Origin of the sequence: Desulfotignum phosphitoxidans DSM 13687 (genome assembly GCF_000350545.1) — a bacterium.
In the GTDB taxonomy this organism is placed as follows: domain Bacteria; phylum Desulfobacterota; class Desulfobacteria; order Desulfobacterales; family Desulfobacteraceae; genus Desulfotignum; species Desulfotignum phosphitoxidans.
The window spans coordinates 108,932-130,179 of record NZ_APJX01000007.1 but is presented as its reverse complement, the minus strand read 5'-3'; the positions used below and the strand labels follow the sequence as shown (position 1 = coordinate 130,179).

The 21,248-nt window shown below is 51.4% G+C and carries 21 protein-coding genes and 2 tRNA genes; 14 read left to right on the top strand and 9 right to left on the bottom strand.

Translation table 11 applies throughout. From position 1 onward, the window contains the following. Window positions 1-22: 22 nt before the first annotated feature. Window positions 23-475, bottom strand: coding sequence for a hypothetical protein (locus DPO_RS15735; RefSeq protein ID WP_006967118.1), 453 nt, complete (start codon window positions 473-475; stop codon window positions 23-25). A 145-nt stretch (window positions 476-620) separates the two neighbouring features. On the opposite strand from DPO_RS15735, the gene DPO_RS15730 reads away from it, so the two are divergent. Both DPO_RS15730 and DPO_RS15725 read left to right on the top strand, forming a co-directional pair. Beyond that, window positions 621-708, top strand: a tRNA-Ser gene (locus tag DPO_RS15730). A gap of 11 nt (window positions 709-719) precedes the next feature. Continuing rightward, window positions 720-811 (top strand) — tRNA-Ser (locus tag DPO_RS15725). Window positions 812-864: 53 nt separating this feature from the next. Here DPO_RS15725 and DPO_RS15720 read toward each other — a convergent pair. Together DPO_RS15720 and DPO_RS15715 are read right to left on the bottom strand one after the other, a co-directional pair. Next, window positions 865-2,058: an adenylate/guanylate cyclase domain-containing protein gene (locus DPO_RS15720; protein WP_006967117.1), complete on the bottom strand. Its 1,194-nt coding sequence runs from the start codon at window positions 2,056-2,058 to the stop codon at window positions 865-867. A 62-nt stretch (window positions 2,059-2,120) separates the two neighbouring features. Further along, window positions 2,121-2,663, bottom strand: coding sequence for an acyloxyacyl hydrolase (locus DPO_RS15715; protein ID WP_006967116.1), 543 nt, complete (start codon window positions 2,661-2,663; stop codon window positions 2,121-2,123). A 194-nt stretch (window positions 2,664-2,857) separates the two neighbouring features. Between DPO_RS15715 and DPO_RS15710 the strand changes: the two genes are divergently transcribed. The 7 genes from DPO_RS15710 to DPO_RS15680 all read left to right on the top strand — a co-directional run bounded on the left by DPO_RS15710 (window position 2,858) and on the right by DPO_RS15680 (window position 10,293). Then, a complete protein-coding gene (locus DPO_RS15710) occupies window positions 2,858-3,409 on the top strand; it encodes an RsbRD N-terminal domain-containing protein (protein ID WP_006967115.1) in 552 nt (183 codons plus the stop codon). 55 nt (window positions 3,410-3,464) lie between these two features. Further along, the gene (dsrM, locus tag DPO_RS15705) at window positions 3,465-4,469 is read left to right on the top strand and encodes a sulfate reduction electron transfer complex DsrMKJOP subunit DsrM (protein WP_006967114.1); all 1,005 of its coding nucleotides are present in this window, start codon (window positions 3,465-3,467) and stop codon (window positions 4,467-4,469) included. 3 nt (window positions 4,470-4,472) lie between these two features. Further along, window positions 4,473-6,122, top strand: coding sequence for a sulfate reduction electron transfer complex DsrMKJOP subunit DsrK (dsrK, locus tag DPO_RS15700; RefSeq protein WP_006967113.1), 1,650 nt, complete (start codon window positions 4,473-4,475; stop codon window positions 6,120-6,122). Between the two features lies 1 nt (window position 6,123). After that, a complete protein-coding gene (gene dsrJ / locus DPO_RS15695; protein WP_006967112.1) occupies window positions 6,124-6,519 on the top strand; it encodes a sulfate reduction electron transfer complex DsrMKJOP subunit DsrJ in 396 nt (131 codons plus the stop codon). After that, entirely contained in the window at window positions 6,519-7,340 is an 822-nt protein-coding gene (gene dsrO / locus DPO_RS15690) for a sulfate reduction electron transfer complex DsrMKJOP subunit DsrO (RefSeq protein ID WP_006967111.1), read from the top strand. The genes dsrJ and dsrO overlap by 1 nt, the downstream gene beginning before the upstream one ends. Before the next feature lie 11 nt (window positions 7,341-7,351). Continuing rightward, window positions 7,352-8,509 (top strand): sulfate reduction electron transfer complex DsrMKJOP subunit DsrP, encoded by a 1,158-nt coding sequence (dsrP, locus tag DPO_RS15685; protein ID WP_006967110.1) that lies wholly within the window; start codon window positions 7,352-7,354, stop codon window positions 8,507-8,509. Between the two features lie 101 nt (window positions 8,510-8,610). Further along, on the top strand, window positions 8,611-10,293 hold the full coding sequence (locus tag DPO_RS15680; RefSeq protein WP_006967109.1) for a hypothetical protein: 1,683 nt from the start codon (window positions 8,611-8,613) through the stop codon (window positions 10,291-10,293). Here DPO_RS15680 and DPO_RS15675 read toward each other — a convergent pair. From DPO_RS15675 to gshB, 6 genes are read right to left on the bottom strand one after another with little or no spacing between them, the layout of a single operon-like run. Next, window positions 10,277-11,101: an ABC transporter ATP-binding protein gene (locus tag DPO_RS15675; protein ID WP_006967108.1), complete on the bottom strand. Its 825-nt coding sequence runs from the start codon at window positions 11,099-11,101 to the stop codon at window positions 10,277-10,279. The genes DPO_RS15680 and DPO_RS15675 overlap by 17 nt on opposite strands. After that, window positions 11,088-12,068: an ABC transporter ATP-binding protein gene (locus tag DPO_RS15670; RefSeq protein WP_040011975.1), complete on the bottom strand. Its 981-nt coding sequence runs from the start codon at window positions 12,066-12,068 to the stop codon at window positions 11,088-11,090. Before DPO_RS15670 ends, DPO_RS15675 begins: the two co-directional genes overlap by 14 nt. A gap of 1 nt (window position 12,069) precedes the next feature. Beyond that, entirely contained in the window at window positions 12,070-12,972 is a 903-nt protein-coding gene (locus DPO_RS15665; protein WP_040011974.1) for an ABC transporter permease, read from the bottom strand. Between the two features lie 9 nt (window positions 12,973-12,981). After that, a complete protein-coding gene (locus tag DPO_RS15660) occupies window positions 12,982-13,956 on the bottom strand; it encodes an ABC transporter permease (RefSeq protein WP_006967105.1) in 975 nt (324 codons plus the stop codon). Window positions 13,957-13,981: 25 nt separating this feature from the next. Then, window positions 13,982-15,670, bottom strand: coding sequence for an ABC transporter substrate-binding protein (locus DPO_RS15655; RefSeq protein WP_152427698.1), 1,689 nt, complete (start codon window positions 15,668-15,670; stop codon window positions 13,982-13,984). 49 nt (window positions 15,671-15,719) lie between these two features. Further along, entirely contained in the window at window positions 15,720-16,721 is a 1,002-nt protein-coding gene (gshB, locus tag DPO_RS15650) for a glutathione synthase (protein ID WP_006967103.1), read from the bottom strand. A 174-nt stretch (window positions 16,722-16,895) separates the two neighbouring features. On the opposite strand from gshB, the gene DPO_RS15645 reads away from it, so the two are divergent. The 5 genes from DPO_RS15645 to DPO_RS15620 all read left to right on the top strand — a co-directional run bounded on the left by DPO_RS15645 (window position 16,896) and on the right by DPO_RS15620 (window position 21,214). Beyond that, on the top strand, window positions 16,896-18,131 hold the full coding sequence (locus DPO_RS15645; RefSeq protein ID WP_006967102.1) for a radical SAM protein: 1,236 nt from the start codon (window positions 16,896-16,898) through the stop codon (window positions 18,129-18,131). An 83-nt stretch (window positions 18,132-18,214) separates the two neighbouring features. Further along, window positions 18,215-18,916 carry a DUF1573 domain-containing protein gene (locus tag DPO_RS26590; RefSeq protein WP_328284774.1) on the top strand — a complete coding sequence of 234 codons (702 nt, stop codon included), beginning with the start codon at window positions 18,215-18,217 and terminating at the stop codon, window positions 18,914-18,916. Window positions 18,917-19,062: 146 nt separating this feature from the next. Continuing rightward, complete coding sequence (locus DPO_RS15630) at window positions 19,063-19,521, top strand: putative zinc-binding protein (protein ID WP_006967099.1); 459 nt, start codon at window positions 19,063-19,065, stop codon at window positions 19,519-19,521. Window positions 19,522-19,658: 137 nt separating this feature from the next. Continuing rightward, on the top strand, window positions 19,659-20,006 hold the full coding sequence (locus DPO_RS15625) for an ArsR/SmtB family transcription factor (RefSeq protein ID WP_006967098.1): 348 nt from the start codon (window positions 19,659-19,661) through the stop codon (window positions 20,004-20,006). Between the two features lie 35 nt (window positions 20,007-20,041). Further along, window positions 20,042-21,214, top strand: coding sequence for a permease (locus DPO_RS15620; protein ID WP_006967097.1), 1,173 nt, complete (start codon window positions 20,042-20,044; stop codon window positions 21,212-21,214). The last annotated feature ends 34 nt before the right edge of the window (window positions 21,215-21,248 follow it).

The window sequence follows — 21,248 nt, the reverse complement described above, 5'->3', positions numbered from 1 at the left end:
TCCGTTTTTCTTGATGTGCCGGTTAATTTTCGTGTTCAGACGTATCTTCCGGGGTGAACCGGGGGGTATCATCCTCGTGATCGATTTCTTTGATCTCATCTTCCTTGGAGTCCCCGTCTTCATCTAAAAGTGCATCAAGCTCCACATCATCATCTTCAAGCTGGAACTCTTCTTCATCGGGCAGGGTCTCTGCGTCCACATACTCCACAATCACTTTGTCCTGAGTCTCATCCGTAAAAAAATCCACGGTTTCCTCGAACAATTTGATGCACAGATCCCGGGTGGGAAAAAAAGTCCGGCGCCGCAGCATCTGCGCAAAGGGGTCAAGCCCCTCAGTGGCCGCCGCCGTCATCCGGGCCAGGTCATAGGTTTCCTCGTGCAGCGGCATGATCACACCCGGATCCACCTCACTGGACTCCAGTACCGTCAATTTCCCGTCCTTGACATTTTTTTCAAAACGGATCTTTTGTTTCATTCATGAATCTCCTGTAATTTTTGTTGGTGTCAAACCTTTTAATATAGCGCAACCACTGTCGGTGTCAACAACAAGATGATACTTAATATCCAAGTTAAGTGTTGACCCATTACGCGCAAGATGATATAAGCGGGTGTTTAATTTCGGAGGAGTGGCCGAGCGGCTGAAGGCGGCGGTCTTGAAAACCGTTAAGTGTAACAGCTTCGTGGGTTCGAATCCTACCTCCTCCGCCACAACACATTGCGGAGAAATGGCCGAGTGGCTGAAGGCGCTCGCCTGCTAAGCGAGTATGGGGGGAAACTTCCATCGAGAGTTCGAATCTCTCTTTCTCCGCCACTTCATTCATCCTTGATCTTGTTCCGAATTCTTAAGCAAGCGCCAAGGCGCCCTCATGCCGGTTTGAGCAGCGAATACACCTGAATGGGTTCAAAAATCCCTTTCATTTTTGCTTTTCCTCTGTCATAGACCGGCCACAGGCCTTCGATCAAATCTCTGGTAGTCCGGCTGATCAGAATATCCCCGCCCGTTGCGTGGTCCGACAGCCGGGCCGCAATATTGGTCACGGATCCGGATGCCGTGAACGTCATGCGGGTGTCCAGCATTCCCTTGAACATAGTCATTCCCACCAGGGCCGTTCCGGAACTGATTCCCATATTGACGGTCATGGGTCCTATATCCGACAGATCAAGCTCACCGGCCAGGGAAAGACTGACGGACCGGCACCGGGAAGCAATCTCAAAGGCGGCTTTGACTGCGTTCATGGCATTGGTTTTCGGTTCATGATCCTTGAAAATAATCATGAACCCGTCCCCGCTGGTCTCATTGATCTCCCCATGGGACCGGTGAATGGGATCCACAAAACTGGAGAACACTTTTTCAATGATGGCATTGACCTGGGCTTCCGGCCGGGTGGCACTCAGGCCGGTATATCCTTCCAGATCGATGAACAGGACACTGACCTGTTTGGTTTCTTTTTCCCGGGTCAACAATTCCGGATTTTTATCCGCCATCCGCCGCACCGATCCGGGTACAAACGGCGTCAGGCTGGCCAGGGTCTGGCTGATACGGATTTTTTCCCGGGTGATCTCCCATTGCCGTCGTGCCGTCAGCAAAATGGTTCCCAAAACATTGGCAAAATCCCGGATCAAATAGAAATCTCTGCGTGTGTACCGGGTCAACGGCTGGATCACCACACTGACAATCGCGAGAATCCGGTTTTCCACAAAAACAGGCATGGCGTATTCGGGCCCCACCGTCATCCGGGAGCCGTCCGGACGGACAATGGGATCACTGTCAGCCACCACCACCGCTTTTTTTCTGGCAATGGCCTGCTGAACCGCCGGGCGGTCCCGTTTGCAGGACTGACAGCTCACCGGCCGGTCATACAGTGCACACTGCAACGGACTGGTATATTTTGCTGCATCGGGATCCAGCAACAGTACACAGACTTCCATGGCATTGGGAATCAGTGAACGCAACTGTTCTCTGACCATTTCCAGAATATCACCGGTTTCCGTCAATGGCGCAATTTTTTTGATCAGATCCTGTTGAACATGGAACCGTTCTTTATAATAATGATCCATTTTAACCTAAGTTTTAAAAGGCATACCCTTTCAAACGGTTTGAAATACCGTTTTTTTTAAAATCAGAACCGCCATGCCACCGTCCCTATGAAAATATCGATGCCATCATTGGGAGATTTCAGGTCTGCATTGGAATAATGCATGTATCCGAACTTGAAATCCATCCGGTGCATCTGCACCCCGATGCCGATGCGGTCTTCAAACTGAAAATGGCTGGACAGGTTCCGGCCGGCAATGTGATAGTCATCAATATATGCGGCGCCGATGCCCGCTTCCACATAAGGGATGATGTGTTGAAAATCAGTCAGGTTGAAACAATAAACAAACACCGGAGAAAATGCCACCCCATGGGTGGTGTCTCCGGATTTATCCCATACATTGTATGACAGCTCATAATAACCGGACAGGCTTCCTGTGGAAGATTCAAACCATCGGAAAAAAAATGGTTTCTGCCCCCCGATACGGAAAATATCGATATTGTCGGTGCTTTTTCCATATCCTCCGGAAACAGAAAACCGCCCGGGTTCCGCCCCGACCCCGGCACAAAACAGCAACACGCAGCAGGCAATCAGCCCTGCCATGGCCAACCCTTTATTTTTTCTCATTTTTCCTTTTCCTCAGATCGTTTTATTTTTTTTAAAGTCAGTTACATTAGCATATAATTCAATCCCGTGAACAGCCCCATCTCAAAAAAAAATGAGCCGCTGTCCTGCGGTGATACGCGCAAACAGCCGGTTGTTTTACCCTTGACATACAATTTAAGTAAGTTTATATCCATCTAACAATCGACACAGGCAGTATGGCAGATCAACTCAAAAAAAAAGACCGGGCACCCATGACCCTGAAACAATCCTTGATACAAAACCATGATAAATTACTGAAAAAATGGTTCCAGGCAACCATCAATACCTATCCTCCCCAGAGTGCACGGATTCTGGGAAAAGATGTAGACCGGTTCGACAATCCCGTGGGCGCAGTCACCAGAGAAACCTTGGAAGATGTGCTGCACCTGCTGGCTTCCGATTATACCAGTGACACCCTTGAAAAAGCCCTGGATCCGGTCATCCGCATTCGGGCGGTCCAGGCATTTTCCGCTGCCGAGGCAGTGAGTTTTATTTTTTTCCTGAAACAAATCGGAGAAACCGTCATGGATTCAGCCCACACCCGGGAATTCGACCGGATGGTGGACCAGGTCGTTTTAGCCGGGTTCAATCGACTGATGAAATGCAGAGAAGATATATTCCTTTTAAAGGCCACGGAAAGCAAACGACGGATTCACGCAGCCTTTGAAAGGGCAGGCTTGGTAAAAGAGCTCAAGGAGGAAGACCTGCTTGGCTCAAAAAAATCTTAACTTGCCGGACAAAATTTAGGTTTGTCCGGCAACCAATCTATGAGGTGGTTACAACATGACACAAAAGTACTTGATCCCCCTGACAGCAGTTTTCCTGCTTTTTCTAGTGGCGTACGCGGGGGCGGGAGCAGGGCTTGGGTGGTTCTTCGGGATTGTTTTCCCGTACCTGGCGGTCATAGCCTTCCTGGTCGGCTTTGTCATCAAAGTCATGGGCTGGGCACGATCCGCCGTTCCCTTCAGGATTCCCACAACCTGCGGGCAGCAGAAATCGCTTCCCTGGATTAAACAGAACCGCATCGACAACCCTGACACCGCATCTGGTGTATTCATACGGATGTTGCTTGAAATCTTTTTGTTCAGGTCTTTATTCCGTAACACCAAGGCAGCCTTTAACCGCAACGCATCCAACCGCATCACCTATTCCTGGGAAATTTTCCTGTGGCTGGCGGCTCTGGCCTTTCATTATGCATTCCTGGTGGTATTGCTCAGGCACTTCCGGTTTTTCACAGCCCCGGTGCCGTCCTGGGTCCAGTTTTTAGAAGCCTTGGACGGTATTGTTCAGCTCGGTCTGCCCGGCCTGTTTCTGTCCGGCGTGGTGCTTCCGGCAGCGGTTTTGTTTCTGCTGGCAAGACGGCTGTTTGACCAGAAAGTCCGCTATATCTCCCAGGGATCCGATTTTTTCCCCTTGTTCCTGATTTTAGGCATTGCCGTTACCGGTATTTTCATGCGGTATTTCACCAAGGTGGATATTTTAGCCATCAAGGAAATGACCATGGGACTGGTCACATTGAGTCCCACCATTCCCGACGGGGTGGCCAATCTGTTCTATGCCCATCTGTTTCTGGTCAGTATTTTGTTCGCCTATTTTCCGGCCAGCAAGCTCATGCACTTAGGCGGCGTTTTCTTAAGTCCCACAAGGAACATGGCCAACAACACCCGGGCCAAACGGCATGTAAACCCCTGGAACTATGATGTGCCGATCCATACCTATGAACAGTATGAAGATCACTTCAGAGACAAAATGATTGAAGCTGGCCTGCCAGTGGAAAAAAAGGAGTAATCAATGGCCGACGAACTGACACCCGATGAATTACTGGATAAAATAGACTATGGGACGGATTCGGGCAACTGGCTGGATACCACCAAATCCGTTCAGATCCGGCCGGGCATGTACTGTTATGCTGCCAAGCCGGAAAGTGTGGAAACCTTAGGGCTGCCCAATGCCAGAAGCTGGAACCCGACAGAAGAAGACTGGAAGCTGCCGGACAACTGGCAGCAAATCATCCATGACGGCATCAAGGAACGGCTTGAAAAATTCCGTACATTCAAGATCTTCATGGATGTGTGTGTCCGCTGTGGGGCCTGTGCCGACAAATGTCACTTCTTTTTAGGCACGGGGGATCCCAAGAACATGCCTGTGCTCAGAGCGGAACTGCTCAGATCCATTTACAGAAACGACTTTACCACTGCCGGAAAAATTTTGCAGAAAATTCCCGGAGGCCAGCGCTTAGGGGGCAACCGTCCTTTAACCCTGGATGTGCTCAAGGAGATGTGGTACTACTTTTTCCAGTGCACGGAATGCCGGCGCTGCTCCGTGTTCTGCCCCTACGGCATTGACACGGCCGAGATCACCATCATGGCCAGGGAGCTGTTCAATCTGCTGGGATTGAACATCGACTGGATCGCCACCCCGGTATCCAACTGCTACACGACGGGGAACCATCTGGGCATCCAGCCCCATGCGTTCAAGGACATGCTGGAATTTTTCGTGGAAGACATCGAGGACATCACCGGGGTGGACTGCACGCCCCAGTTTCAGAAAAAAGGGGCCGACATCCTGTTCATCACCCCGTCCGGCGATGTGTTTGCCGATCCGGGTACTTATACCTGTCAGGGGTATCTGATCCTGTTCCAGTATCTCAAGGAAAAATACGGCCTGGATGTCACCTGGTCCACCTATGCGTCCGAGGGCGGTAACTTCGGGTTCTTCACCTCCCACGAGACCATGAAGCGTCTCAACGCCAAGATGTATTATGAAGCCAAACGCTTAGGTGTCAAATGGATTTTAGGCGGCGAGTGCGGCCACATGTGGCGGGTGATCCACCAGTACATGGACACCATGAACGGACCGGCCGACTTTCTGGAAGTCCCGGTGAACCCCATCACCGGCACCAAGTTCCACAATGCCGCGTCCACCAAAATGGTGCATATCACGGAATTCACGGCCGATCTGATCAAACACGGCAAGCTGGAGCTGGACAAAAGCCGGAACGCCAACCGGATCATGACCTTCCATGATTCCTGCAACCCCTCAAGAGGCATGGGGCTTCTGGATGAACCCCGGTATGTGATCCAAAACGTGTGCGACCATTTCTATGAAATGCCGCCCAACACGATTCGTGAAAACACCTTCTGCTGCGGGTCCGGCGCCGGGCTCAACGCCGGAGAAAACATGGAGCTTCGTATGGCGGGGGCCCTGCCCCGAGCCACGGCCTTAAAATATGTCCATGAAAAATACGGGGTCAACACCCTGGGCACCATCTGCGCCATTGACCGGGCCGCGTTGTCCACCCTGTGTGAATACTGGGTTCCGGAAGTGGAAGTGGCCGGGGTTCACGAACTGGTGGGCAATGCCCTGATTCTGCCCGGAGAAAAGGAACGAACCGAAGACCTGAGAATGGAACCGCTGCCGGGTTGCGAGGAGGAGGAATAACATGACAAAAAACATGATCGTTACCGGACTGGCCGTATTTGTAGTGGCCGTGCTTTCCCCGTTCTGGTTCAACCTGGTGACAACCACCCAGGCGGCACCGGAACCGGAACTGCTGGGCCTGGCCAAAGAAGCCAAAACATGTGTCCTGGACAAATATGACATGCGGGCCAATCACATGTCTTTGCTGAATGAATGGCGGGGTGCCGTGGTACGGAATGCCGACCGCATCTACGTGGCAGCCAACGGCCATTCCTTCAACATGAGCCTGTCCACCGGAGAAAACTCCTGCCTGGGATGCCATGAAGACAAAGCCAAATTCTGTGACGCCTGTCATACCTATACATCGGTAAATCCTTATTGCTGGGAGTGTCACATAAACCCCAAGGAGATTCAATAATGGAAAAGAGCAGAAGACGGTTTCTGAAAGTGGCCGGCATTGCCGCCATCGGGTTGGGGGCAGCTCCGGCAATAAATTTTGCAGCCTCGGACTCCCATGGCTCAGGGGCTGCCGCCAAAGTGAAAAATGAGACTGCCCTTCATGCCGAACGCTGGGGCATGGTCATTGACATCAAAAAAATCGATGACAATCTGGCCAAAAAAATTTCTTTGGCCTGTCACATCCATCACAATGTACCCGACTTCACCCATGAAGTGGATACCCAGTTGTATCCCAAAACCCGGCCGGTGAACCATAAACAGGAAATCAAATGGATCTGGAAAGAAAAATTTCATTATGCATTCCCGGACAAGGAAGATGAATTTTTAAATGAAAAGTTTCATCACCTGCCCTTCATGGTGCTGTGCAATCATTGCAAAAATGCGCCCTGTGTTCAGGCATGCCCCACCCAGGCCACATTTTCCCGGGAAGACGGCATCGTGATGATGGATTATCACCGATGTATCGGTTGCCGGTTCTGCATGGCGGCCTGCCCCTATGGATCACGAAGCTTTAATTTCAGGGACCCCCGGCCGTTTATCGATGAGACAGACCCGGATTTCCCCACCCGGTCCAAGGGGGTGGTGGAAAAATGCAATTTTTGCGCCGAACGTCTGGCCAAAGGGGAACAGCCGCATTGCGTGGAAGCCTCTGAAGGCGCCATTGTGGTGGGAGACCTGGAAGACCCTGAATCCGATGTCAGGAAGCTTCTCAAGGAACATTATACAATCCGACGTAAACAGTCTCTGGGTACGGAACCCTCTGTTTACTACATCGTTTAAGAGAGGTCCATATGCTTGAAATAGCTGTCAAAGGAAGTAAAAAATACTGGGTGTGGATCATCTTTCTGCTGATCGTGATCGGCATCGGAAAACTGGCCTATCTGGATCAGTTCTTCAACGGCCTGATGATCACGGGCATGAGCCGGGATGTGTCCTGGGGATTTTACATTGCCAACTTCACCTTTCTGGTGGGGGTGGCCGCCGGCGGGGTCATGGTGGTCATTCCCTATTACCTGCATGACTATGAGAAATTCCACCGGATCACCATCCTGGGGGAATTTCTGGCGGTTGCCAGTCTGGTCATGTGCCTGTTGTTCATCATCGTGGATCTGGGCCAGCCCGTGCGCATGCTCAATGTGCTGCTGTACCCGTCGCCCAAATCCATGCTGTTTTATGATATGCTTGTTTTGAACGGATATCTGTTTTTAAACATTGTCATCGGCTGGAAAGTGCTGGAAGCGGAACGCAACCAGGTGGAACCGCCGGCATGGACCAAACCGCTGATCTATCTGTCCATTCCCTTTGCCATCGGGATTCACACGGTGACCGCCTATCTGTACTGCGGTCTGCCGGGAAGGGGCTTCTGGCTGACTGCCATTCTGGCCCCGCGGTTTCTGGCATCCGCTTTTGCCGCAGGCCCGGCATTCTTGATCATTTTGTGCTACATCATCCGGAAATTCACCAAATTCGATCCGGGCTGGGAAGCCATGCAGACCCTGTCCAAAATTGTGTGCTATGCCATTATCGCCAACCTGTTCTTCTTTTTGTGCGAAGTGTTTGTGGTGTACTATTCAAATATTCCCGGACACAAAACCCATCTTCAGTATCTGCTGTTCGGATACCACGGGTATAACGCCCTGGTGCCCTGGATGTGGAGCGGATTCATTCTGATGGGGGCCGGTGCCGTCATGCTGGTGATCCCGAAACTCAGAACCAATTATGTGCTGCTGCCGGTGGCCTGTGCCATGATTTTCATCGGGGCCTGGATCGACAAGGGCCTGGGCATGATCTCCGGCGGGTTTGTGCCTTCTCCGCTGCATCATGTGACCGAATACGCACCCACGGGTCAGGAAATCATGATTACGTTAGGGGTATATGCCACCGGATTTCTGGTGCTGACCATTCTGTACAAACTGGCCACAACGGTCAAGGAAGAGGTGAACGGCTGATGATGCCCTGACACGTTTTACTTAAATCATTTAACGACACATGAGACAGGGGAGTGCCAAACCGGCCTCCCCTGTTTTTTTTCAACGGCTGGGAAATCCTTATGAACAGGTGCAAAAACAGCGGGCCAAGGGATGATGAAACGGTCCTGGAAGATCTGAAAAACCGGTTTCTGGCAGCCATTTACCGCAAAGACCCGGAACAGATACAGCACATCTATCTGGAGATTGTGGATCATGCCACACAAGGCAATCTCAGGTTAAACGAAAACTGTGAAAAAATTCTGCGCCAGATCCAGACCGCCTTTCTCCGGTTTCATGATGTTATCGTTTCTCTCCAAATCGATCTTTCAACCCCGTTTCATGAACTGAAAACCTTATTATCTCATCGGGTCAGAACCCGGCAGGCCCATGTGACGTATATCGATTTTAAACACTGGCAAACTTGGATCAATTTAGATGCCTGGCAGATGGACCGGGTGTTTGAAAATGCCATCACCGTCCAGTTGACCTCCGGGTGCTCACATTTTTGCCGACGCTGCAATGAATGGGCCATCCCCGGTGTCCGGTCTCATTTTTCCTTCCAGGCCGCTGAAGCCATACTGGCCCGGCTGACAGCGCTTAACAACACCGATCCTGCCCTGTACGGCGCATCCGACCCCCTGGACTGGGAACACGAAGGCGATACCCTGGCGGACCTGTTGATCCCTTTGGCCCGTCGCACCCGGTTCAGTCTTCTCACCAAGGTGCCCCGGAACAAAAAAAACACGCTGCGCCGCCTGATTCACCACCAGATACCATTGTCCATCAGTGTCACGGACAGAAACCGGGACCGGATTGCCGCGCTGGAGGCCGACACCGGCATTGAACTGCAAAAACAGCACGACTCCGATGACCTGCTCATTCCCGCCGGCCTGGATGAGGATTTCACGGACATCAAATCCTCCATCACCGATGCCTATGGCACGGAAATCACCCCGGAAGGGGTGTATATCATCATTCCCACCTTTACCAGCGCCCTGTATCCCATGGGGCATAAAAAACTGCAGGTCACCCGGAAAACAACGGTGTTTCCGGAAAAAAAAATCGGACGTCAGGCATTGCTGGTGGATTATTTCAAACCCCTGGAAATGACAGGAGAACAACACAGATCGTTTCATCTGCCGGGCCTGCTGGATGTTCAGGTGGAAACCCTGTTGCTGGACACCGGGTCCATGGATCTGTCCCCACCCGGGATGCGCAATTTGAAAGAATATTTCACCATTTTTGATGAACCGGCCCGGAAGCGCCGCAAACAGATGACCCCATCGATTCTACGTGGGTTGAAACACCCGCTTTTCCCGCCAGGCCGGTACCACACCCTCAAAGAGGACCAGAAGCAGCAATACCGGCGAAAAATTACCGCCCACCTGGATTTTTGCAAGAAACCCGTGGTGATTCAGTCCCGGCTGCTTGCAGCCTCATTTTTTTTCGATGCCGTGCAAAAATATCTGACCGGTCACGATGTACAGAAACAGATCATCGCCCGATTGATCCGTGCCGAAGCCAGGCATCTGGAATCCATGTATGGCCCAATGGCAGGCATCTCAGATCCCGAAGCGATATTTTCAACCGCCGAACACCCATTTTTTGATAGATTCCGGTATTATGTCACCGGGCTTGTTTTTGACCGCCACACCCAGGGCATCCGTCGGTTTATTCAAACACATCCGGCCGTGTATGATCCCATACTGGACCGGTTTGTCCCGGCCCCGTCCGACGTCGGTGTGATCAACGGGTATACTTGAATCCGGGCTGAACCTTGATAAGTTGTTTGGTATAGGGATGTTCCGGATGCCGGATGATGTTATCCGCTGTGTTCACTTCCACGATATGCCCGTCATGAATCACGGCGATCCGGTCACACATGTACCGGGCTGCAGCCAGATTGTGGGTGATGAACAAAAACGTCATGCCAAAGGTTTCCTTGATCTGTTCCAGGAGTTGAAACAGTTGAATGGCAATGGTGGCGTCCAGCATGGAAGTGGGTTCATCCGCCACAATGAACTGCGGCTCCAGCACAATGGCCCGGGCAATGGCCACCCGCTGGCGCTGGCCCCCGGACAACTGGTGGGGATATCGATTGAAAAACGCTTCTCCCGGAGAAAGTCCCACTGTATCCAGGGTGTGGATCACTTTTTCCGTCCGGGTATCCGGGGTGCCGATCTTTTGAACAATCAATGGTTCCAGCAAGGTTTCAGCAATGGATAGATGTGGATTCAGGCTTTGGTAGGGGTCTTGAAAAATCATCTGAACCCGGGACCGGTAGGTCTTCAACCCGGGACCTTTCAGCTGACTGATGGGCGTTTTATTGAAAAAAATCTCTCCGGCGGTCGGGGATTCCAGCTTGACCAGAAGCCGGCCGGTTGTGGTCTTGCCACTGCCGCTCTGTCCCACCAGCCCGAAAACCTCTCCTTTGGCAATGCTCAGATCGATACTGTTCAGGGCCAGGACCTGTGGGGAAGACCTGGTAAACAGTTTTTTGCGGGACGCATATGCCTTGGTCACCTGCTTCATTTCGACCAGGATCCTGCTTTTTGAATCAGCTTTTTCCATGCCCTCTCCTGATCACGTCGGGGTTACAGCAAAATGCCTTGTGGGTGGGAGAAATATCGATCCAGTCAGGGGACCTGCCGGCACATCCGCTGGCATAAGCGCAGGAGCCGGCAAACCGGCATTCATCCGTATCGATCGTCTGATCCGGAGATTCTTTCATCTCCGGCACCCGGATATCATTGAGATTGTCCAGAGACAGATACGAATTCAACAACGTCCGGGTATAGGGATGGCGGGGAGATTTGAATACCTCTTTCCGGGTGCCGGTTTCAACGATCTGGCCGGCATACATCACGCAGATCCGCTCACACACCGAAGCCACTACGGCAATGTCATGGGAAATAAAAACAAGACCGGTCCGGGTTTGTTCCTGCACTTTTTTGATTTCTTTGAGTATCTGGTCCTGGACAATGACATCCAGGGCCGTGGTGGGTTCGTCCGCAATGATCAGGGCCGGGTCACAGGCCAGGGCCATGGCGATGATGGCCCGCTGTTTCATGCCGCCGGAATACTCATGGGGATAATCTGTCATGCGCCGGGCCGGGATATCCACCAGGTCGAACAATTGTTTCATCCGATCTGCCAGATCGGTTTTTGATATGTCCGGCTGATGGGTGATGATGGCCTCTTTGATCTGTTCATTGACCGGCATCACCGGATTCAGGGCATTCATGGCTGCCTGGAATATCATGGCGATTTTTGCGCCCCTGACTGTCTGCCATTGGGTTTCCGTCAACGAAGCCAGATCGTTTCCCTGAAACCGGATGTGTCCGTCCAAAATCACGGCATTTTCCGGCAGCAATCCCATCAGGGCCATGCCGATGGTGGTTTTACCGCAGCCGGATTCTCCCACAAACCCTAAGGATTGTCCTTTTTCCAGGTCAAAGCAGATATTGTCCACGGCTTTGAGCATACCTTTTTTGGTCTGATACCCGATACTCAGATGGTCTACCGATAGCAATGACATGTTATCCGGTCTGCCCCTCCTTTCGCAGACGGGGATCCAGCACCTCATCCATGGCCCTTCCTAACATGTAAAACGCCAGGGTCAAAAGCGAAATGCACAGCCCCGGCGGGATCAGCCAGTAAGGGGCCTGGAACATATGGCCGGATTTCCACACCCACTGGAGCATCATGCCCCAGCTCACCTGGCTGGGATCCCCGAATCCCAGAAAGGACAGGGCTGCTTCCACCAGAATGGCGGAGGTGACCCGAAACGTCATGTACAAAAAAGCCAGGGGCAGGACATTGGGCATGATATGCCGCAGAACGATCCGGACATGGGAGGCCCCGGCCACCCGGGACGCCTCGATGAACGGCCGGTGTTTCAACGACAGGGTCTGGGACCGGATAACCCGAGACACGGCCGGCCACCGCAAGATGGCAATGATAAACACAATGATCCAGATATTGAACTGACCGAACAATGACGCTAAAATCAACAGAATCACCAGAGAGGGCAGCACCATGATAATATCGGCGAAACGCATGAGAATCGCATCGATAACTCCCCCGGTATAACCGGCGATCATGCCGATGAGGGTGCCGATGACAATGCTGAAAAACGCGGAGGACAGGCCCACGATAAACGCCACTTTGGCCCCTTCCAGCAGCTGCGCCAGAATATCTCTTCCCACGTTGTCCGTGCCCAGCCAGTGGGTCAGGCCGGGTCCTGTGGACAGCTTGATGTCCGGATCGATACCGGTCATGGGATCATACATGGGATCAATCAGCGGCACAAAAAAAGAAGCCATGGCCATGACCATGAACACGCTTAAAATGATCACACCGGTTTTTCCCAAAGGGTTTTCAATAAAAATCTGCCAGCCCTTATAAAACCGCGACACAAAATATTTGTTTTGCACAGACATATCCTTTGGCTAATACGTAATCCGGGGATCCAGCCATGCATACAGCAGGTCCACAATCAGGTTGGCACACAGCACCACCAAAGCGATGAGCAGAAAACAGGCCTGGGCCAGGGGATAATCATTGTTGCTCACCGCAAATATCAGTTCCCGGCCGATACCGGGCCAGGTGAAAATCTGTTCGGTCAATGCGCCGCCGTTGATGGAAAACGCCAGGGATAACCCCACGGAAGTGATCACGGGCAGGGCTGCATTGCGTGCCGCATGTTTGTTCCGGATCTTTTTTTCACTCAACCCTTTTGCCCGGGCCGTCAGAATATAATCCTCCCTGAGAACCGACAGCATGGATGAGCGCATCAGCAGCAGGTAGGACCCCAGATTGATGATAAACAGGGTCAAAAGCGGGAGCATCAGGTGATGCAGCACGTCCAGGATCCGGGCGAACACAGACGCGTTGGATATCCACAACGCCGGGGTCAATACCCCGCCCAAAGGAAACAGTCCCCATTTAAAACCCAGAATCCAGAGCAGCAGCAACGCGAACCAGGGAATGAACAGGGTATAACACACCAGCGCGGATATGGACATGACATTGTCCAGCCGGGATCCCTTGTGCCAGGCTGCGATTTTTCCCAGAAAGACCCCTGCAAAGGCCGCCAGAAGTGTGGATGTGGTGAACAACAGCAGGGTCCATTTGAGCTTGTCCGCAATAATGGTTGCCACGGGTTCTCCGTAATGAAAGGAAACCCCGAAACTTCCTGTGAAAAAATTTTTCACATAAATCAGATACTGCTCCCACATGGGCCGATCCAGCCCCATCTGCTGGATCAGGTGAGCCATATCTTCCGGCGTGAGCATGGGGTCCACCATTTTGGAAATGGGGTCACCCGGAGACAGCCGGAACAAAAAAAACAATGCCGTGAGAATCACAAAGAAAATAATGCCGACTTCCACCAGCTTCAACAAAATGTAACCGGGCTTTGCCATTTTATCGCAACCGTTACCTTATTGCTTAATCCACTGGCTTGACCATGCACAAAGACCAGATATTGCCGATACCGTCCACCCGTTCCACCCAGCCTTCAAACCGTTTGTTCACCGTAGCCTCGATGATATGGGGATTGTACAGCGGATAATACGGCACATCTTCTAAAAGCATCGCCTGCATGTCGAAAATCATCTGTCTGCGGGCTTCGACATCCACTGTCAGTTTCTGGGTTGCCGCCAGTTTGTCAAACTCAGGATTCCGATACCCGCTCATGTTCCAGTCTCTGGGATTGTCGTTTTTCGTGGAGAAAAAAGAACTCAGATAATCCGGATCCAGGTCCAGTTTTCCATATCCGAGCACAAACGCATCAAAATCATGTTTGGCTTTGACTGTTTCCAGTAAAGAGTTGAATGCCATGGGCCTGGCAAACGCCGGCATACCCAGCTGTCTGAGCCATTCCTGAATCATGGTGCCGGCAAAGGCCCGCTTGGGATCATAATCCGCCGGCGGGGTCAGGATCACGAATTTCTCCATTTTTTCCCCGGAAGGCATTTGGATATCCGAAGGCTTTGTCAGGCTGCCGTCGGATGCGACCGGGGGCGTCTCCCAGGAATATCCGGCCTCTGCAAGCATTTTCCAGGCAGTCGTTATACGGGTTTTCTGATCCATGCCTTCTCCGTATTTTCTCACATCCGGATTGTGCCAGAAATGGTTACCGGCCGGTACGATGGAATGCATGGGATTGCCGTGATTCTGAAGAATCCGGTCCAGAATGAATGCTTTGTCCACCACGGTGGCCACGGCCTGGCGAAGCACTTTATCATTGAACGGGGGTTTCCGCAGGTTGAACCCCAGATAATAAAGGGCGCTTTTTTTATTGTAGTGCAGATCGATGTCTGAATTTTTTTCCAGATCCTGGATATATCCGGGCTGAATATCCCACCAGTAATAATCGATATCCTTTTTTTTCAATGCCAGAATCGCCACGTCCGATGTGCCGTAAATATTGAAAAGAACATGATCCACAAACGGTCCCAGGGTCAAATTGCCGATGGTTTGCCCCTGTCCGAAAAAATAAGGATTTTTGATCATGTGAATGTAAGCACCTTTCTGGTACTCGTGCAGCATGAACGGACCGGTTCCCAGAGGATTTTCCACCTGATAATCCTGCAGAAACCGCAACGGTTTTTCCGTAGCCAGGGCTTGTTTACACACCGGCTCCCACTCTTTTTTCGACACCATGGGAGCGGTCATGACCCGGGGAAGAAACACTGCGGAAGGCTCTTTGAGATAAAAAACCACGGTATGGGCGTTCACGGCTTCCACTTTCTCAATGATTCGCCAGTGACTGTAATACCTGGGAATCTTAAAATCGGAAAACAGCTGCCGGGTGAACAGCACGTCCTCACTGGTAAAATCAGATCCATCCGACCATTTTGCTTGCCTGAGCGTTACCGTGTAAGACATCTGTTTTTCATTGAACACGGGATCTTCTTTTGCCAGCCAGGGGATCATTTCCAGGGTCTCGGGGTGACGACGGAACAATGGTTGATAGATCTGTGACAAAATATTTCGGGAGTTGGCATCGGTTCCCAGCCACAGGTTCAACGACCGGGGTTCTTCCGGCAATCCGATTTTCAGAAAAGAAGGTTCTTTTGATTGACTGCATGAAAACAAGCCGACAACAGCCAGTCCCAGCACGGCAAGTGCCATCAAGATCAAAAAAATGGTTGATTGATGGTCACACACTTTTGTATATGGATTATTTGTGCTTTTTCGGATTTGCCCCACTGATTTTCTCCTCGATAAAGTTCACGACAGCTATTTCAAGTTTCTGGTTATTGAACCGGTTGATCCGGGGAATACCCCCCGGGCTGATACAATTGATTTCAACCAGTTTATCCCCGATGATATCGATACCCACAAAATACAGGCCATCCTGCTGAAGTTTGGGCTTGATCCGCCGGCAGATCTCTTTATGGGCCGGGGTGATGTCGTGTTTGAACGCCAGTGCACCGGCATGCACATTGGTCCTGAAATCACCGGATACCGATTTTCTGCCCATAGCGCCCAGAATCTCCCCGTCCAGCAGAAGTATCCGGACATCTCCTTGTTCTTTCACCTGTTTCAAATATTCCTGCACCATAATGGGCTGGCGTTCTGGATAAGGTTTCCCTGCTTTGACATAATAATTGATCAAAGAATTGAGGTTTTCCTGATCCTGATTGCTGACCTTGATCACGCCATGCCCCCCATGGCCATGCAATGGTTTGATCACCATGGCCCCGCCAAAGTCGTCAATAATTTTTTTCAACCGGCTGGGGTCTCTGGAGACATGGGTTTCCGGAATAATATCCGGAAAATTCAGAATATAGGCTTTGCTGCTGCAGTTGAGCTGGCCTAAAGTATTGTTCACCAGAAACACCTGATCACTCACCGGCCCTAAAAATTCCATGACCTCATGATTGATCGGGGGATCTTTTCTCAAAAACAGCACATCCAGGTCGGTGACGGTTTCAAATATCAATTCTTCCCGGTTCAGGCAGCAGATCAGATCCGCCCAGTAATCGGTCATGGGCTGATCTTTGGGAACCGATATATGACGCATTCGTGCCACCACCTGATTTTTGCGTACATAAATATCATGGGGTTCAAGAAAAAAAACCTCATGGCCCCGCTGATTGCACTCGTACATGATTTGGGCCGTGGTTTCCCACACCGGATCGATCTGCCGCAAATCATCCATTAAAAAAGCGATATCCATGATACCTGTTCAGCACCTCCCGCACCTGGATTTTTCCCCATGATTAAAAATCAGGAATTCCACTCTTGTAGGACATGACAGCAAAATTGTCAAACCCTTACATAAATTTTCCGTTTGGTGTATCTTTAACTGTTAACCATTTTACGTCACATAAAGACATAAAGGAAAGATATTGTGAAACAAACCCTTTTTATTCAATTTTACGGCCAGACCGGCAGCGGATGGTTTGATCTGTGCAACGGATTTTCAGACACCTGGGACCTGTGCGCAGGCAAAGGCGATTTCCTATGGATTCCTCTGGAACTGAATCCGGACAGATGGTACGACGAAACCGCGTATCAACCACTCCCCCTTCCCATTGAAAAAGGAACCATATATGTCAGTGCCAGTTATGTGAACCACCTGTACCAGGCCTATCTATGGGCATTGACATATCCTGAACTGCAGGTGATCGTGGGCGGTCCAGTGGCATCGGAACGGCACACAGGAAAACCGGGCTGGCAGTCGGTGCACTTCAAGGTGGAAAATCCGCTGCCAAAAAATTTGATCCTGACCGGCCAGAGCGTGGAACGTTTTTTCGGGGTGCCTGAATTTTCAGGCCAATGGCGCCTGGAACTGCCGCCGCAAATCCCGGACGAGGGCCGGATCTATTATTCCTATACCCTTGAAAACCAGTGTTACTGGAAAAAATGTCCTTTTTGTTCCATTGCCCAGCACTCTGCCGATCACTTCAGAAAGCGGACGAATCCGGACCTGGCATTCACGGGCCTGGATTACCACGGACACAAAATTGTTCGGCTCAATACCGGGTCCATGACACCGGAACATATCCGGAAACTACTGCCCATGCTGCCTGTCACTTCGGATATGGAATACCGGTTTTTCATGCGGGCCGCGGCTGCGGAAACCCGGGCCATGAAAGAAGCTGTGGCCACCATGGGAGATAATCTCCCCGACTGCACCCTGGGCTTTGGCATTGAATTTCCTTCAGACCGCATGTGGCAATATCTGAACAAGGGCACCCGCATGACAGACGTGCTGAAAACCCTTGAATTCTGTACGGAAACCGGATTCAAGGTCAATGCCAATGTCATTTTGGGCTGGAACAACCTGACGGAACAGGACATCAGGGATCTGGAAGGATTCATGCAGCGCCTTTCCGGAAAAACCGTCACCACCCTGCAACTGCGCTGGTTGTTTGCCCACCCCTACACCTTGATCTATGACACCTATGATGGTGTGGAAAACAGCATCCGACTCGGGCCTTTCAACTGCGGTTTTCATGTCACTGTTCCTCCGGACCAGATGGAATTGAACCTGGCGGCGGCACAGGTTATCAAAGAACAATGCCGTAAAAAAGAGATTCAGCTTCAGGGATACAAAAACCTGAATAAAGGACAACCGGGTTGACCCGGATTTCATAAATCTATAATATATTCCGATTTTATGATATATTATCCAAATAACCCGGCACCGTTCCAAAGGAGTTTTAAATGAAAAAATGGCTTTTCCTGCTGATTCTGGCATTATTATGGCATTCGCCCTTGTCCGCAGACACATCCACGTCCACCCAAAGCACCCCGCGTATCACCATCCCAAACCCCAGTTATCAATTTGATCCGGCCATTGAAGGCGATGTGGTCACCCATGAGTTCACGCTGGTCAATTCCGGAAACGCCCTGCTGGAGATCCTCAAAGTTCAGACCGGCTGAGGGTGCACCGCAGCCACCAGCGCGCGCCAGCTTCTTCCGGGGGAAGAAGGAAAACTAAATGCAACCTTTGCCACACAGGGCTATGGCGGCCGAATGGTCAAAGAAGTGGTCAAAATCCACACCAATGATCCCGAGAACAAGGTCATTACAGTGTCTTTGTCCGGCGAAGTCCGGCCTGTCGCCCGTCTGACGCCTCAAATGATCAGCCTGAGAGGCAAACCCGGTGACACCATTTCGGCAGAGATGAAAATTGTCCCGGCGGCCTTTCCCGATTTCAACATTGTAAATGCCGCCGCCAGAAACGGTCAGAATATCGACTTTACGATTGAAAAAAAGGGAACCCCGCCGGACAGTTATTTCGTGTTGACGGTCAGCAACCGGAAAAGCACGGCCGGCCGGTACTTTGACATCATCGAGCTGGAAACCGACCTGGATCCCGAACGAACCATCAAAATCCGTGTGGCCGGGTATATCCAGCCCTGATAAGTTCAGCAAATTCACATTTTACACAGCAGGCACAATACCTGCTGTTTTTTTTGGGATACAGTGCATTTTTTTTTGTTCCGGAGGTTGACAACCGGTTTATGTAACTATATATTCCGTTTTAACGATTTATAGGAGCACATGCCATGAAAGACAACTGCGGATGCAACGCGCCGGATATCATGATCCTGTCCTGTTCAGGCAGCAAAAATGCAGGTCAGCTTGCTGATCGGGCTGCCCGGGAGCTGACCAAAGAAGGAATTGGCCGCATGTTCTGCCTGGCCGGTATCGCCGCCGGCATCAGCGGTTTTGTTCAGTCGGCAAAGAATACCGCACAGATCGTGGTCATTAACGGATGTGACCATGCCTGTGCCGGGAACCTGTTGAAAAACCAGGGCATCCGGTTTGCTGACCATGTGATCGTCAGCCGGCTGGATATCAGAAGAACAGACGGGGATCACCTGGACCCCGATGATCTTGCGGCAGTCATGCACGCGGTCCGGCTGGCCTGTAAATTGCCGGTACAAAAAAAGTTTGATTCTCCCAGACCCCTGTCTCCGGGGGATCGAGCCAAATCCAGGCAACTGGGGGGCAAATGTTGCTGAACAGTCTCTGCCATGACAGCCGCTGTGATATGACCTTTTTTCATATAAACACCCATGACCTGAGAAACCACAACAAATAATGAAAGTGTAAGCTTAACACTTAAATCTTAACACTTTCATATAAACAGGAACCGACCATGAAAGAGTTTATCAGAGTGATGAAAGCCCTGTCTGATCCGGCCCGGGTGAAAATCATGAAAATGCTTCAGCACAAAACCATGTGCGTGTGTGAAATTCAGACCGCCCTGGACAAAGCCCAGTCCACCACCAGCAAACATTTGAAAATCCTGGAGGATGCCGGCCTGATCACCTATCAAAAAAACGGGCTGTGGGTGAACTATCAACTGGCGGACGGCACCCAGAGCGCCTTTGCCGCCACCCTGATCAACCACCTCCGGGACTGGCTGGAAGATGAACCGGAACTGCAAACCATGGTCCGGCTGCTGCCCGGCATTGACCGGAATGTCATTTTGAACCGGAACTGACCGTCACTGATCGTTCCATAAAGGAGTTGGCAATAATGAAAGAAAAAACCAAACTGCTCATTCTTGTGGCCCTGTTTCTCATGGCCTATTTCATCCCCTGGGCCGATCCGGTGATCCGGCAGTCCGGACTGGAGGCATTCATGATGCTCCAGGAATATGCCAGAGAACATGTACTGACCTGCCTGATTCCGGCGTTTTTCATCGCCGGTGCCATTGCCGTATTCGTGTCCCAGGCATCCGTGCTCAAGTATTTCGGCAATCAGGCCAATAAAATTCTGTCCTATTCAGTGGCATCGGTGTCCGGCACCATCCTGGCGGTCTGCTCCTGCACGGTGCTCCCGCTGTTTGCCGGCATCTACACCCGGGGGGCCGGTATCGGGCCGGCCACGGCATTTCTGTACTCCGGCCCGGCCATCAATGTGCTGGCCATCACCATGACCGCCAAGATCCTGGGATGGCAGCTGGGCCTTGCCCGGGCCATTGGTGCCGTTGTTTTCGCAGTCATCACGGGCCTGTTAATGTCGGTGATCTTTAAAAAAGATGACATGGCCAGAACCGGGGGCCAGATCTATGTGCCGGATGAAGAGGACAAGGGGCGGACCCTTTTCCAGGACAGCATCTATATTCTGACCATGGTGCTGATCCTTGTTTTCGCCGCATTCGCCAAACCGGCCCCGGATGCCACAGGCCTCTGGCCGGCCATATTTGCCGCCAAATGGTATATCACCATTTTTCTGCTGCTCGCTTTGGGATGGATGCTCAAGGCCTGGTTCACCAAGGATGAATGCGTGTCCTGGATCGATGCCACCTGGGGATTCATGAAACAGATCTTTCCTTTGCTGTTTGCCGGTGTGATCGTGGCGGGATTTCTCCTGGGCCGGCCCGGACACTCTGCATTGATACCTGAGCAGTACATCCAGACCCTGCTGGGGGGCAACTCCCTGTGGGCCAACCTGTTCGCCTCGGTGGCCGGGGCATTCATGTACTTTGCCACCCTGACCGAAGTGCCCATCCTCCAGGGGCTTTTAGGCGCCGGCATGGGCAAGGGCCCTGCTTTGGCCCTGCTGCTGGCAGGCCCTGCCCTGTCTTTGCCCAACATGCTGGTCATAGCAAGCGTCATGGGCGCAAAAAAAACAGCCGTCTTCTGTACCATCATCGTTGTGATGTCGACCATTGCCGGCATGATCTACGGTACTTTTGTCGTTTAGTGTAAAACCCAAAACATATAAACCATTTAAAGGA